Source organism: Bacillus aerolatus (assembly GCF_009183655.1).
Classification (GTDB): domain Bacteria; phylum Bacillota; class Bacilli; order Bacillales; family Domibacillaceae; genus Pseudobacillus; species Pseudobacillus aerolatus.
This window is the reverse complement of sequence record NZ_WEIO01000009.1, coordinates 33,355-48,339: the sequence shown is the minus strand read 5'-3', so window position 1 is coordinate 48,339 and position 14,985 is coordinate 33,355. Positions and strand designations below refer to the sequence as shown.

Here is a 14,985-nt window from a genome sequence, read left to right as displayed (position 1 = left end):
CTGATCTATAATTATGTTTAATTTTACCATTCGTTTTTCCGCTTTTTATCTTACTACTTTTTTCGTAAAAAAGCTATTTCTCGTCCTTATCGCTGCTGTTCAAACAAATATATGCCGCGGTCAGCCAAAAACTCAAGCGACTCCTCCATCCCCTGTTCATCAAGTTGGAACGCTTCCGCCACTGTTTGCATCCACTGGTTCAGCTCTCGAAAATGGTATTCCCGGATATCGCGATAATTCATCACTTTAAGGGTATGATCCCGAAGAAAGTAACAATCGTTGCCTTGAAAGCGGACAGCTGAGATACGCCGCATCGTTATGTTGCTGTTGCAGTCTTTATAAGACGCTTCAATGTCTTCCTGCAGCTCTTCTTCTGCGAGCGGCTCCCAAATAATTTGTTTCGTTACAAACGTTTTGCCATATGCCCGCCGTTCCAGCAAAAACTTTTTCTCGTGGCGGCTCGTAAAAATAATTTCTTCTCCGAAACCGTGAAGCACATGCTTTGGCCGGCTGTCTAATTCAATCGGGCGGGTAATAGGCGATCCATAACCGACGTCTACATAAAACTTTCTGCCGTTCACGCGCACCATGATCGCCGCATGTCCCGGCAGCACCCGGACAAATGAACACGAAAACCCCAATCTTTCAAGCAGCCGGGCAAAATTTATGTTTAATGAATAACAAGTACCGCCCCAGCCCCTGCTTTCCAAATTAGCGACAAACTCGGCAAATTCCGGAACCTCACTTCCATGTTTGCTGAAATAATGAAATTTACTGAACGTCTCGTATGGAATCAGCGACAAATGGTGCTGTATCAGCCGCTGCAAATAGTTCAGACTTGGTTTTTCTTTTTCAATTTTCAACCGTTGCAAGTACGCTGATACGGCATCCATGTTTTCACCTTCTCTTCTCTTTTCTTTTCCATCCTATCATGAAAGTGGGACAGTTTCGCGTTTGACGGTTTGTGAAAGAAAGGCAGGCCCTGGAATGTCTCCCGGAAGCCTGCCTTTCATTAAAACAGCCGTTCAGCCAATGATGTTTTGATGCTCCCGTACACTTCCTGCCACAGCTCCTTTTCAGTCAGGTACGCTTCCTGCAATTCCCGGTACATCTCTTTTTGCTTATCGTTAAATTCTTCGTGGTCACGCGGCGGCAAACCGGAGCGCTTGCTGTTTACAAGTTCCTGCAACGCCGGAGCGCGCGGACCCCAGACCGCTTTTTCTTCTCCTTGTTCATCAATAAAAATAAAAATTGGTATAGCCCGGGACGTTCCGTTCGTTAAATATTGATCCATTAGCTCTAAATTTTCGTCCCTATATAAGAACCGGACTTCCATGCCGGCGTGGAGTGCTGTTTCCAGCAAGATCGGCACATTTAACATCGCATCGCCGCACCAATCTTCCGTCAGTACAATCACTTTCAACTTTTCTGCCTGCAATCCAGTTAAAAAGGAAGCTTCCTCTTTTTGAATTTGAAAAGAAGATTGAATATGTTTGACGTTTTCTTTGTTCTCTTCCATCTTTTCAATATATTCATCCAATGGGATGCCTTTTTCAAACCAATCCATCAAGTTCATGGTTTTTTCCTCCATCTATTCATTAAGAAGTCTTATACTTCTTCTTAATTCGCTATTTTCCCCAAAAATCCTTTTATCTTTCCTTGTTCCGCGGAAAGCATCTTTAATATTATCTCACAAACTCAGGCTTTTTTCTAAAAGCGGTTGATTTAATTGGCTATCCAATTTATAATTATAAAAAAATATTAATATTTATGTAATCATATAAATAAAAATACATTGGGAGGTAGTAATGAAAGCAGCGGTTATTGGGGCTACTGGATACGGCGGGATCGAGCTTATACGACTTTTATCCAACCATCCGGATTTTACCCTTCATTCTGTATATTCATCAAGTAAAGACCAAGTACCGGCAACGGATGACTATCCTCATTTAAAGGATATTTGCCCTTTGCCATTAATGAAAATCGATCCTGAGAAAATTACGGAAGAGTGCGACGCCGTCTTTCTGGCCGTTCCTTCTGGCGCCTCGTCTGCTCTTTCTCCTAAGCTGCTGGCGAACAATACGAAAGTGATTGATTTATCAGGCGATTTACGCTTGAAAAATCCAGAACATTATGAAACATGGTACAAAAAAGAACCAGCTGATTCCGAGACACTTGATCAAGCTGTATATGGCTTGACTGAATGGAATCGAGAGGCAGTTAAACATGCATCGCTGCTGTCCAATCCGGGTTGCTACCCGACAGCTGCTCTGTTGGGGCTCGCACCGGCGATCCAGTCGGAAGCCATCGACGGATCCGGGTTAATTATCGATGCCAAATCAGGTGTATCAGGCGCAGGACGGGGATTGTCTCCGATGGTTCATTTTGCGGAAATGAATGACAACTTTAAAATTTACAAAGTGAATCAGCACCAGCATATTCCTGAAATTGAACAACAGTTAAACCTTTGGGATAACAGCACTGGCGCCATTACATTTTCTACACACCTTCTGCCTATTACCCGCGGAATCATGACAACGATGTATGCGCCAATGAAAAAGCCAATGTCTGCAGCTGAATTGCATCAATTATACGAAGAAACATATAAAAACGACTTTTTTGTTCGAATTCGGCCGCTCGGTGAATTTCCGGGAGTGAAGGAAGTCGCCGGCTCGAATTTTTGTGATATCGGAATTGACGTCGATGAACGCACAAACAGAGTGACTATCGTAGCTGTCATCGATAACTTAATGAAGGGAGCGGCAGGCCAGGCCATTCAAAACGCTAACCTCATGTTTGGCTTTGAAGAAACAGCCGGCCTGCGCGGGTTCCCGATGTACCCATAATGAATGAACAGGAGGAAACAACTATGTATGCCGTAAAAGAATCAACTCATATAAAAGTGCTTCAACAAGGCTCGATCGTGTCGCCGAAAGGATTTGCCGCCGCCGGAGTTCATGCCGGCCTCCGCCAATCTAGGAACGATCTCGGCGTCATTTTCAGTGAAGTGCCAGCGGAAAGCGCCGCTGTGTATACGACGAGCCATTTCCAAGCAGCTCCCATTAAAGTCACCCAAGACAGCCTGGCGGTGGAAAACAAGCTGCAGGCCATTTTAGTGAACAGCGCGTGCGCCAACGCCTGCACCGGAAAAAGAGGGCTTGCCGATGCTTTTCAAACACGCCAGTGGATGGCTGAACAATTGAACATTCCAGAGCATTTTGTCGCTGTTTCTTCCACCGGTGTTATCGGGGAATATTTACAAATGGATAAAATCGAAGCCGGTATTGCCAACTTGCACCCTTCTTCAGAAGCAGCAGCTGCCGAGCAGTTTGAAACAGCCATTTTAACGACAGACCTGGCCACAAAAAAATGGGCGGTTGAGGCAACGATTGATGGAAAAACGGTCACAATGGGCGGTGCCGCCAAAGGATCCGGAATGATCAATCCAAACATGGCCACAATGCTCGCTTACGTAACAACGGATGCAGCAATCGCTTCTGAACATTTGCATACAGCTCTTAGCGAAATTACAGACAAAACATTTAACCAAATTACGGTCGACGGCGATACGTCAACGAATGACACAGTTGTCGTCATGGCAAACGGCTTGGCCGGCAACACTCCCCTTTCGCCTGAACACCCTGAATGGATGACTTTTCTTTCTATGCTGAAAGAAGTAGGCGAACAGCTGGCAAAAAAAATTGCCCGCGACGGCGAAGGCGCAACGAAGCTTGTTGAAGTCGAAGTGCTCGGTGCTGTTTCTGATGAAGAAGCGAAAAAAGCGGCCAAAGAAGTGGTCGGCTCTAACCTCGTAAAAACAGCTGTGTACGGCGCTGACGCCAACTGGGGAAGAATTATCAGCGCAGTCGGCTACAGCGATATTGAAGTTAATCCAGAAACAATCGACATTTCTATCGGAGACCACGCCATTCTCGTTCAAAGCGAAGTGGCCGATTATATAGAAGAAGATGTGATGTCTTATTTAAAAGAAGAAGAGATTAAAATCACCGTCCATCTCCATATGGGAAGCGGCTATGGAGTTGCCTGGGGCTGTGATCTCTCGTACGACTACATTAAAATTAATGCAAGCTACAGAACGTGATTTCTTATATAAGAGGAGCCGGTGAACCGCAGGCTCCTTACTATTTTTTACAGGAGGAGTCTATGAAAACAATTGTTGTAAAATGCGGCGGCAGTGTACTTAGTGAATTATCGGAAGCCTTTTTTGACAGCATGAAAGAACTGACAGAAAAAGGCTATGCCATCGTGTTTGTCCATGGCGGGGGACCTGAAATCAATTCGATGCTTGAAGCTTTGAAAGTAAAAAGTGAATTTAAAAACGGCCTGCGCGTAACATCCAAACAAGTATTAAAAACAGCTGAGCTTGCCCTTGCAGGCAGCTTAAACCGCCAGCTCGTAAGGATGCTTGAAAAACACGGCATTCAGGCGATCGGCTTAAATTCAAGCGACAATGGCTTGCTTCAGGCGGATTTTATCGACCGGAAACAGCTCGGCTACGTCGGCGATGTAAAAAAAGTAAATAGTCAGTTTATTCAATTAGTATGTAATGAACAGCTGCTTCCTGTCCTAACGCCGCTTGCTGCGGGGCCGGATGGAACAGTGCTGAATGTGAACGCGGATCATGCGGCCTGCGCTGTGGCTAATGCCTTGCAGGCTGAACATTTTCTCATGGTGACAGATGTGGACGGCGTATTAAAAGACGGCCAGCTTGTAGCAGAGCTGACAGAAAAAGAAACAGAAGAACTGATCAATAGCGGCGTAATCAGCGGCGGTATGATTCCCAAAGTACAGTCTGCGTTAAAAGCTTTTTCAGACCATGTTAGTAAAGTGCATATTGTTTCCGGTAAAAAAGCTTTTTACGAACAAGGCGAGTGGCACGGAACAAAATTTATTAAAGAGAAGGTGACAGTATGAGCTACTTATTTCCAACATACGCCCGCTGGGATGTGACGCCCATCTCCGCAAAAGGCGCCTGGCTGACAGATAAAAACGGTAAAAAATATTTGGATTTTACGACCGGCATCAGTGTCTGCAACCTTGGACACGTGCCCGAAAACGTGAAAAAAGCAGTAGATGAGCAGCTTGGACAATTTTGGCATACTTCGAACTTATTTCAAAGTGATTTACAGGAAGAAGTCGCTAAACAACTAACAGATGCTTCAGGGCTCGATTTAGTCTTTTTTGCGAACAGCGGAGCGGAAGCGAATGAAGCAGCGATCAAGCTCGCACGCAAAGCAACCGGCCGCACGAAAATTATTACATTTATCGATTCTTTCCATGGACGCACATTCGCGACAATGGCAGCAACCGGACAGGATAAAATTAAAACCGGCTTCGGCCCGATGCTCGAAACATTTGAATATGTGCCGTTAAATGATTTGCAAGCTCTGGAAAAAGCTTTCGATAAAGAAACGGCTGCACTCATGTTTGAAGTGATCCAGGGCGAAGGCGGCTTAAATGCCGGCCAAACGGAATTTTTGCAGCAAGCCGTAGCGCTCGCTCACAAAAATGGCTCACTCGTTATTATTGATGAAGTCCAAACCGGAATCGGACGCACCGGCAAACCATTTGCATTCCAGCATGCGGATCTTACCCCTGATATAGTATCAAGCGCAAAAGGAATCGCCAGCGGCCTTCCGCTCGGTGCTATTATTGGCAAGAAAGAACTAGCGGATGCCTTCTCTCCCGGATCACACGGCTCTACATTCGGCGGCAATCCTGTATCACTGGCGGCTGCTAAAGCGACACTTGATACGATTTTTGACGATAACTTTTTAGCACAGGTCGCAGAGAAAGGCAACAAACTCTCATCCATGCTCGAAGAAGCCCTTTCTTCTGTTCCTCAAGTTAAAAAATTAAAAGGCAAGGGCTTAATGATCGGCATTGAATTAACAGAAGAAGCTGCTCCGTACGTCACTGCGGCACGCGAAAAAGGACTGTTAATTTTAACTGCCGGCACCCACATTCTTCGCCTTCTTCCTCCACTCAACGTAACAGCAGAGGAAATCGAACAAGCGGTTGCTATACTCGTCGAAACGATCAAACAGCAAGCATATGAGAAAACTGCCGGAAACTAATCCGGCAGTTTTTTTGATTACAGTCAAATTTTAAAACCTCTTGAGTCAGCCCCTTACCAGTTTCTGCCCGCGCCGCCTCCTCCGGAAGAACCGCCACCACCACCGCGATTTCCTCCGCCTCCTCCCCCGCCGCGGGAAAGAATGGAGAGGAAAATGTGCGTCAACATCCCTCCAAAAAATTTCATATCAAGAAAAATGACAATGACAGCAATAACAATGAGCAAAAACGGATTAATGCCGCCGCCTTCATCAGAATAATAAGGCTTCGCTTCGACCGCGTGGCCGTCCCAGTCGTACTCAGCAGCTGTTTCATTGTAAAGTGCTTTATACGTATTCATAATCGCTTCAGCTGGGGCTTCGTTTTCCAAATAAGGGTAGCCATATTCGTCTAAAATCCGGCCTACTTTCCCGTCAGGCAACGCACCTTCAAGACCGTAACCGACTTCCACTCTAAAGTGCCTTTCTCCCTTGCCGCCTTTTGTCGTTACGACTAGAAGCACTCCGTTGTTATCCCTCTTGCTGCCAAGGCCGTATTGCCGGAACGCCTGATTGGAGTATTCTTCGATTGGCCTTCCTTCCGTTGACGGCACAGTCAGCACGGCGATTTGAGCCGTTGTTCCATCTTCAAGCTGCCTTCCTAGTTGGATCAGCTCCGCTTTTTGCTCTGAGGTTAACACGCCTGAAAAATCTTGAACATAAATATCTCCTACAGGTGCCGGAGCTGTTGCAGCCAGCGCCGGCAGAGAAAAAGCGTGTAAAAAAATGATTGCTGCTGCTAGAAAAAAAGCAGCTTTTTTCATCATTCCTGCACACCCTCAAAATCCACTTTCGGCGCTTCTTTCGCTGCCGCATCCGCTTTAAAATATTCTTTCGCATCGAAACCGAAAATGCCGGCCATCAATGAACCTGGGAACCGTTTTACTTTTTTATTAAAATCCGCTACTTGGGCATTGTAATCTTGGCGGGCGACCGCTAAACGATTTTCTGTCCCGGCCAGCTCATCCATCAGCTGCTTAAAATTACTGTCCGCTTTTAATTGCGGATAATTTTCCACGACTACGAGCAATCGGCTCAATGCCCCAGATAACTCATCGTTTGCTGCCGCCTGCTCTTGCGGAGATCCAGCACCAGCCAGTTTTGCACGGGCATCGGAGACATTTTTGAGCACGTCTTTCTCATGACTGGCAAACCCTTTAACTGTATTTACTAAGTTCGGAATTAAATCCAACCTTCTCTGTAACTGGTTTTCTACTTGCGCATACGCCTGATCGACGTTTTCTTCTTTTTCCACCATGCCATTGTAGCTCGGAATCAACATCGCTGCCAGAACAACCACAATAATAGCGATTATCGCCAGCGGCCCTAAACCTTTTTTCATCCTCTTCACCTCTTTATGTTATCTTTTTGTATTTACCTCTTTTTATGCGGTGAGAAACCAAAATAAAACACTTCTCAAAATATAGAGAAGTGTTTTATTTTACCGCAGCATATTGATGAACAGAAGTATATGTCCTAATAAAACGGGCTGCCTGCTCAGCGATCAATTCTTTATCGTTATCCATGGAAGCAACGTGGTAAGAATCCGGCAGCGTGACGAGCCGTTTGTTTTTAGACGAAAGCGATCGGTAAATAAAAACAGTATTTTCCGGCGGAACGACATGATCCGTAAACGACTTGATGCACAAAGCAGGAACTTGAATTTTCCCGATTGCCGGCGGTGCTTCTGCCATCAGCCTTTGCAGCTCGCGAATCGCGCGTACCGGTGCTTTTTCATAGGAGATTTCATGCACATCTCCCGCTTTAATATCCGGTTTTCCTTCGTCGATAAAACGCGGAGCAGGAGATTTTTTAAATTGTTCAAAAGCCGGCAGCGTTAAGGCGGTATTAATGATAATCAACCCTTCGATGTCTTTATATTCAGCTGCAAGCTTAAGCGCCAGCGTGCCGCCCATTGACTGGCCCATGACGAATACTTTCTTTCCACGCTCTTTTAATTGTAAATACCCCCGTTTTAAGCTTTCATACCAATCTTCATGCGTGCATTGTTCCATATCAAGATAGTGGGTGCCGTGTCCTTTTAACCGGGGAGCCAACACAGTAAACCCCTGTTCTGCGAGTTTCTCTCCTACGAATCGCACACTTTGCGGCGTTCCGATAAATCCATGAGAAAGTAAAATTCCAATGTCGTTTCCTTCAAAATAAAATGATTCCGCACCGGGGATAACTGGATATTGTTCGTTCATATTGGCTCCTCCTTTAATTCCGATAATTTCTATTGGTTATATATATTTTAATGCGGAATATCTTATAAGTCAACTAGGAATTAAAATTTAGTGTGTATATTTTTCCCTTATTCGTTCCTTGACTAGCTAAGTTCATAGAGCGAAGCAAATAATAAGCCAGTTGCCCGCAGGATATCTGCAAAAAACCCCGGAGCTGCTGATTCGTGATCGTTGGGCGCAAAAGCAGATAATAGTCCTGGAGGGCATTGAGATGAGCATCACGAGAGTATGTGAGACACGCCGGACAGTGCCACTTTCGCCGTTTTCTTACCATAGGAAGAGCTGTACATTGTGGACACAGAATTCCTTTGATCAATTCCTTTTCATTGATTTGAAAGCGCTGAAGAATGTCTAATTCAAGCGGTGTATGGTGTTTAATAAGAAGGGAAGTAATTTGTCGCTGGGATTTTTTCATGAGAGTGTCGGTAGATTGCTGCTGGTTCATTTGCATAATAAAGTGGGGAAGTTGTTCAATGTGGATCACTTTTTGGCTAAGACGAGGGTCTTTGGATGAGGATTTAATAATGGTTTTATTGTGCGTAAACACGGTCACTGAATCAATTTCTGTTTTCGGGAGCTTATGCTGAGCGAGCCATTCCTGCAGCAACATCTTCTGTCGGGATGTCTGTAAAAGAGGGTTAGGAAACCGTTCTTCTTTTCCATCCAGTATACGGATCATTTGCTGAAATTGATCTTCAAACAAAATGGTGCCTGCTATGTTTTTCAACTCAATGATCAACATGTAACCAGGCACTGCGAGAAGTGTGTCGATTTGAAAAAACTGATCGCGGACAGCCAACCTAAGGTCGTGAAAGAAAAAGTTCTGCGGATGTGGGAGCAACTGCAAATAATAATCAATCGACTGCTCTCCACGAAAACCTGCTCGAGCGATGGCTAACTCCTCTTCAATCAGCGGCCGCTTTCCATGATTAGCAGGCAACCTTCTTAACAAAGCCTCTAACTTTACTACTTTAATCGGGACGCCGCGTTCTTTAACAATCATAAAATCACTCCTTTTATTATGATAGTACCTATTTCTTTGCCGCTGATTTTCCTGAATCAGACAGCGTTTCATGAATCAATGACGAGATATCATCAATCAGCACACTCTTTTCATGATTCGCGGTCTCTTTTTACTGAGCCGCCTGCTGATTTTCCTGAATCAGACAGCGTTTCATGAATCAATGACGGGATATCATGAATCAGCACACTCTTTTCATGATTCGCGGTCTCTTTTTACTGAGCCGCCTGCTGATTTTCCTGAATCAGACAGCGTTTCCTGAATCAATGACGGGATATCATGAATCAGCACACTCTTTTCATGATTCGCGGTCTCTTTTTACTGAGCCGCCTGCTAATTTTCCTGAATCAGACGGCGTTTCATGAAGCGAAGACGGGATATCATAAATCAGCACACTCTTTTCATGATTCGCGGTCTCTTTTTACTGAGCCGCCTGCTGATTTTCCTGAATCAGACAGCGTTTCCTGAATCAATGACGGGATATCATGAATCAGCACACTCTTTTTATGAAGCGCGGTCTCTTTTTACTGACTTATCCACTGTATTCCATGAACCACCCGCTTTTCCACCTAAAAAAATCTCTCAAGCAATTTGCTTGAGAGGCTCTAATTATTTCTTATCGTTTTTTAATTTCTTCAAGTAATAGTTTGTTCAGTACAGACGGGTTAGCTTGGCCTTTGGAGGCTTTCATGATTTGGCCAACGAGGAAGCCGACTGCTTTACTTTTCCCGTTTTTAAAATCTTCGATTGATTGCGGGTTGGCATCGAGTGCTTCTGTAATAAATTTCAGTAATTCCCCTTCATCGGAAATTTGCACGAGGCCTTTTTCTTTTACGATTGTTTCCGGATTGCCGCCATTTTCCACGAGCTCTTTAAACACTTTTTTCGCAATTTTAGAGGAAATTGTGCCTTTCTCGATTAAAGCGATCATCGCAGACAATCCTTTTGGCGTCAGTGCGACTTCCCCCAATTCTTTTCCTTCGGCGTTCAAGTAAGCGGACACTTCGCCCATCAGCCAGTTGGAGGCAAGCTTGGCATCTGCTTCTTCTTGAACAGTCGCTTCAAAAAAGTCAGCCATTTCTTTCGTCATCGTGAGAACCTTTGCATCGTGCGCCGGCAGGCCGAGTTCGTTCATGTAACGTTCTTTCCGCTCATCCGGCAGCTCAGGAATGGATGCGCGCACACGTTCTTTCCATTCGTCATCAATGTAAAGCTCGACAAGATCCGGATCCGGGAAGTAGCGGTAATCATCAGATCCTTCTTTCACACGCATAAGCAATGTTTTGCCTGTTGATTCATCAAAACGGCGTGTTTCCTGCTCGATGACGCCGCCTGAAGACAGCACGTCTGCCTGGCGCTTTTCTTCATACTCCAGCCCTTTTCTGACAAAGTTAAAAGAGTTTAAGTTTTTCAGCTCAGCTTTCGTGCCAAACTCTTCTTGGCCGTACGGACGCAGAGAAATGTTCGCGTCACAACGGAGCGAGCCTTCTTCCATTTTACAGTCGGATACTTCTGTATATTGAATGATGGACTTCAACTTTTCGAGATACGCATACGCTTCTTCCGGCGTGCGGATATCCGGCTCGGAGACGATTTCAACGAGCGGTGTCCCTTGGCGGTTATAGTCAACAAGGGAATAACCGTTGCCGGAGTGTGTTAGTTTACCGGCATCTTCCTCTAAATGAAGGCGAGTAATGCCGATTTTTTTCTTTTCGCCGTTCACTTCAATTTCAATCCAGCCGTTTTCGCCGATCGGTTGATCAAACTGGGAAATTTGATATGCTTTCGGATTATCCGGATAAAAATAGTTTTTACGGTCGAATTTTGTTTCTGTTGCTACTTCACAGTTTAACGCCATCGCTGCTTTCATGGCGAATTCCACTGCCTGTTTGTTTAACACGGGCAGTATACCCGGATAAGCAAGATCGATGACCGTTGTATTCGTGTTCGGCTCTGCTCCAAAGTGAGCAGGAGCGGAAGAAAAGATTTTTGATTCTGTTTTTAGCTCTACGTGGACTTCTAATCCAATAACCGTTTCAAAGTTCATGTTTATTCACCCCTTACAGCGTTGGTTTCTGTTGATGGAAATTTGTTGCCTGCTCGTACGCATGAGCGGTACGGTATACTGTTTTCTCGTCAAAATGCTTACCGATGATTTGCAGTCCAAGCGGCATGCCGTCTGAGAATCCGCACGGCACAGAAATGCCTGGCACCCCTGCCAGGTTGACAGGAATGGTTAAAATATCGTTCGCATACATCGTCAGCGGATCGTCAATATTTTCGCCGATTTTAAAGGCCGGCGTCGGCGTTGTCGGTCCAATGATGACGTCATAATTTTCAAATACGTCTTCAAAGTCTTTTTTAATTAGCGTACGCACTTGCTGCGCTTTTTTATAATACGCATCGTAATAGCCGGAGCTTAAAGCAAATGTTCCGAGCATAATGCGGCGCTTTACTTCATCACCGAAGCCTTCTGCGCGTGTTTTTTTGTAAAGATCAATTAAGTTTTCCGCGTTTTCTGTCCGGTAGCCATAGCGGATGCCGTCAAAGCGGGCTAAGTTGGAAGACGCTTCTGAAGAAGACAGCAAATAATAAGTCGCCAATCCGTATTTCGAATGCGGAAGAGATACTTCTTCCCAAGTGGCTCCTAGTCCTTCCAATACTTTCAATGCATTTAGAACGGACTGGCGCACATCTTCTGATACACCTTCACCAAGATATTCTTTCGGCACAGCAATTTTTAAGCCTTTAATATCACCAGTTAATGCTTCAGAATAGGAGTCTACCGGCACGTCCGCTGAAGTGGCGTCCAATGAATCCACACCGGAAATAGCTTCTAATAAGCGGGCATTGTCTTCCACGCTGCGTGTAATCGGGCCGATTTGATCCAATGATGAAGCAAAAGCGATTAAACCGAAACGCGATACCCGGCCAAATGTCGGCTTTAACCCAACAACGCCGCAAAAAGCAGCTGGCTGACGAATCGAACCGCCTGTATCGGAACCAAGTGAGAAAGGCACTTCTCCTGCCGCTACTGCAGCGGCGGAACCGCCGGAAGAACCACCTGGTACCCGTTCTAAATTCCACGGGTTGGCTGTTTTTTGATAGCTGGAATTTTCAGTGGACGATCCCATTGCGAACTCATCCATATTTAACTTACCGATTGTAATAGCATTTGCCTCGTGAAGCTTGTTCATGACAGTCGCATCGTAAATCGGATCAAAGTTATGTAATATCTGGCTGCCGCTCGTTGTGCGCAGCCCTTTCGTGACAATATTATCTTTAATCCCGATCGGCATACCAAACAAAAGGCCTTTGGCTTCATCTGTGCCAATTTTCCCTTGCAGAACTTCCGCCTGCTTGCGGGCATTTTCTTCATCTAATGTGATAAAAGCTTTGACTTTGCCTTCCACTTCGCTAATTCTTTTATAAGATTCATCCACTAAATCAGTGATGGATACTTCTTTTTTATGTAAAAGGTCGTGAAGTTCAGTCAATGTATGATTAAATAATGACATCCTGTTCTCTCCTTACTCAATGATAGCCGGGACTCGGATTTGCCCATTTTCATGATCCGGGGCATTTTTCAATACTTCTTCGCGCGGCAGTCCTGGTGCAGACTTGTCTTCACGCAAAACATTCTTCATGTCCAACACGTGGGAAGTCGGCTTGATTCCCGTTGTATCCAGTTCATTTAATTGCTCGGCAAATCCGATAATATCATCAAGCTGAGCCGTAAACATTTCTACTTCTTCATCTGTTATAGCCAGGCGTGCGAGGTTAGCCACATGTCTGACTTGCTCTTCGGAAATTCGTGACAATTTCCTTCACCTCCAATAAAGTATCAAACGGTCACAATACTATTCATCTTATCAAATTTCAACGTTTACTAGCAATAACCCATCAGATAAAACGCTGTATTTCCAAACTTTATTTTACCATGCCTTCTCTCGTTCAAGTAGCTTCTAAAGAAAGAAATCCCCGTGGTGTTCATCATTTCGGCGGTTTTGTTCACGATTTCAGCACGTTGTTCAGCATTTCAGCGGGTTTGTTCACGATTTCAACACGTTGTTCAGCATTTCAACCGATTTGTTCACGATTACGTCTACCTCTTCTTATACAGAAAAAACTGCCTTCAAATAAGAGTTTGAAGGCAGTTTGAATACAAATATTATGATTGAGTTTGAGCTTGGAATTGCTCTTCTTCTGTTGAGCCTTTTAAAGCTGTTGTGGAAGATTCGCCGCCGGAAACGATCATGGATACTTGGTCAAAGTAGCCAGTACCGACTTCACGCTGATGGCGGGTAGCTGTGTAACCATCTTTTTCGGAATCAAATTCCGCCTGTTGCAATTCGGAGTAAGCACCCATGCCGCGATCTTTGTAGCCGTTTGCCAGTTGGAACATGCTGTGGTTCAAAGAATGGAAGCCAGCAAGTGTAACGAACTGGAATTTATATCCCATTTTTCCAAGTTCCACTTGGAACTTTTCAATTGTTTCATCATCCAGCTTCGCTTTCCAGTTAAATGAAGGCGAGCAGTTGTATGCAAGCATTTTGCCAGGGAACTTCTCATGGATCGCTTCTGCAAAACGGCGTGCTTCATCAAGATCCGGCTCAGATGTTTCACACCAGATCAAGTCTGCGTACGGTGCATAAGCAAGACCGCGGGCAATCGCTTGGTCGAGACCAGCTTTTGTGCGGAAGAAACCGTCAGCTGTGCGCTCGCCAGTGATGAACGGTGCATCAGTCGGGTCGAAGTCACTCGTGATTAAATCAGCCGCATTTGCATCTGTACGGGCAACGAGCAGTGTCGGAGTTCCCATGACGTCTGCTGCAAGGCGGGCAGCAACTAAGTTTTTCACGGCTGTTTTTGTTGGCAGAAGAACTTTTCCGCCTAAATGGCCGCATTTTTTCTCTGAAGCGAGCTGATCTTCAAAGTGAACGCCTGCCGCTCCTGATTCGATCATGCCTTTCATTAGTTCAAATACGTTCAGCTGTCCGCCGAAGCCTGCTTCTGCATCCGCTACGATCGGCGCAAAGTAATCAATGGAGTCGTCACCTTCCATGTGAGCGATCTGATCCGCACGCTGAAGCGCCTGATTAATGCGTTTCACGACGCTCGGCACACTGTTAGCCGGGTACAAGCTTTGGTCCGGATACATATGGCCGGAAAGGTTCGCATCTGCTGCTACTTGCCACCCACTCAAGTAAATGGCTTTTAAACCGGCTTTTACTTGTTGCACAGCCTGGTTTCCAGTAAGGGCGCCAAGAGCGTTAATGAAGTTTTCTGTATTTAAATAGTTCCATAGTTTTTCTGCTCCGCGGCGCGCCAGTGTATGCTCAATATCGATAGATCCACGCAATTTGATTACTTCTTCGGCAGAATAAGGACGAGTGATCCCTTCCCATCTTTTATCATTTTCCCATTGCTCCTGTAATTGTTGAACGCGTTTGTTTGTCATGTTCATTCCTCCCAAATATTTTTTATGAATGTTTAGCAACTGCTGTTTTTAAAAATTATGTAACAGAGCTGCCCCCGTCTATTTGGCATTACCCTCTCTAATGCCTGCTGTCTGTGTAGTTTC

Annotated in this window: 14 protein-coding genes; 4 read left to right on the top strand and 10 right to left on the bottom strand. The window is 45.1% G+C overall.

Annotated features, from left to right (window positions below; all coding sequences use genetic code 11):
- Positions 1–86 precede the first annotated feature (86 nt).
- Complete coding sequence (locus F9802_RS14335; RefSeq protein ID WP_152153135.1) at positions 87–893, bottom strand: arylamine N-acetyltransferase; 807 nt, start codon at positions 891–893, stop codon at positions 87–89.
- A gap of 119 nt (positions 894–1,012) precedes the next feature.
- Positions 1,013–1,576 (bottom strand): thioredoxin family protein, encoded by a 564-nt coding sequence (locus F9802_RS14330; protein WP_152153133.1) that lies wholly within the window; start codon positions 1,574–1,576, stop codon positions 1,013–1,015.
- A 232-nt stretch (positions 1,577–1,808) separates the two neighbouring features.
- Here F9802_RS14330 and argC point away from each other — a divergent pair, with 232 nt between their 5' ends.
- The 4 genes from argC (at position 1,809) to F9802_RS14310 (ending at position 6,098) form a co-directional block, all read left to right on the top strand.
- Positions 1,809–2,846 carry an N-acetyl-gamma-glutamyl-phosphate reductase gene (gene argC, locus F9802_RS14325; protein WP_152153131.1) on the top strand — a complete coding sequence of 346 codons (1,038 nt, stop codon included), beginning with the start codon at positions 1,809–1,811 and terminating at the stop codon, positions 2,844–2,846.
- 23 nt (positions 2,847–2,869) lie between these two features.
- Positions 2,870–4,102, top strand: a complete 1,233-nt coding sequence (gene argJ / locus F9802_RS14320) for a bifunctional ornithine acetyltransferase/N-acetylglutamate synthase (RefSeq protein ID WP_152153130.1) — start codon at positions 2,870–2,872, stop codon at positions 4,100–4,102.
- Between the two features lie 62 nt (positions 4,103–4,164).
- On the top strand, positions 4,165–4,935 hold the full coding sequence (gene argB / locus F9802_RS14315; RefSeq protein WP_152153128.1) for an acetylglutamate kinase: 771 nt from the start codon (positions 4,165–4,167) through the stop codon (positions 4,933–4,935).
- Positions 4,932–6,098 (top strand): acetylornithine transaminase, encoded by a 1,167-nt coding sequence (locus F9802_RS14310; protein ID WP_152153126.1) that lies wholly within the window; start codon positions 4,932–4,934, stop codon positions 6,096–6,098. Before argB ends, F9802_RS14310 begins: the two co-directional genes overlap by 4 nt.
- Positions 6,099–6,151: 53 nt before the next feature.
- Here F9802_RS14310 and F9802_RS14305 read toward each other — a convergent pair whose 3' ends face one another.
- The 8 genes from F9802_RS14305 to aceA form a co-directional block, all read right to left on the bottom strand.
- Positions 6,152–6,901 carry a TPM domain-containing protein gene (locus tag F9802_RS14305; RefSeq protein WP_404799174.1) on the bottom strand — a complete coding sequence of 250 codons (750 nt, stop codon included), beginning with the start codon at positions 6,899–6,901 and terminating at the stop codon, positions 6,152–6,154.
- Positions 6,898–7,476: a LemA family protein gene (locus F9802_RS14300; protein ID WP_152153124.1), complete on the bottom strand. Its 579-nt coding sequence runs from the start codon at positions 7,474–7,476 to the stop codon at positions 6,898–6,900. Before F9802_RS14300 ends, F9802_RS14305 begins: the two co-directional genes overlap by 4 nt.
- Before the next feature lie 94 nt (positions 7,477–7,570).
- A complete protein-coding gene (locus tag F9802_RS14295; protein WP_152153123.1) occupies positions 7,571–8,341 on the bottom strand; it encodes an alpha/beta hydrolase in 771 nt (256 codons plus the stop codon).
- Between the two features lie 73 nt (positions 8,342–8,414).
- Positions 8,415–9,383, bottom strand: a complete 969-nt coding sequence (locus tag F9802_RS14290; protein ID WP_191991992.1) for a nuclease-related domain-containing protein — start codon at positions 9,381–9,383, stop codon at positions 8,415–8,417.
- 634 nt (positions 9,384–10,017) lie between these two features.
- Positions 10,018–11,448: an Asp-tRNA(Asn)/Glu-tRNA(Gln) amidotransferase subunit GatB gene (gatB, locus tag F9802_RS14285; protein ID WP_152153119.1), complete on the bottom strand. Its 1,431-nt coding sequence runs from the start codon at positions 11,446–11,448 to the stop codon at positions 10,018–10,020.
- A gap of 13 nt (positions 11,449–11,461) precedes the next feature.
- Positions 11,462–12,919 (bottom strand): Asp-tRNA(Asn)/Glu-tRNA(Gln) amidotransferase subunit GatA, encoded by a 1,458-nt coding sequence (gene gatA, locus F9802_RS14280; protein ID WP_152153118.1) that lies wholly within the window; start codon positions 12,917–12,919, stop codon positions 11,462–11,464.
- Between the two features lie 12 nt (positions 12,920–12,931).
- The gene (gene gatC / locus F9802_RS14275; RefSeq protein ID WP_152153116.1) at positions 12,932–13,222 is read right to left on the bottom strand and encodes an Asp-tRNA(Asn)/Glu-tRNA(Gln) amidotransferase subunit GatC; all 291 of its coding nucleotides are present in this window, start codon (positions 13,220–13,222) and stop codon (positions 12,932–12,934) included.
- Positions 13,223–13,572: 350 nt separating this feature from the next.
- A complete protein-coding gene (aceA, locus tag F9802_RS14270) occupies positions 13,573–14,862 on the bottom strand; it encodes an isocitrate lyase (protein WP_152153114.1) in 1,290 nt (429 codons plus the stop codon).
- Positions 14,863–14,985: the final 123 nt, after the last annotated feature.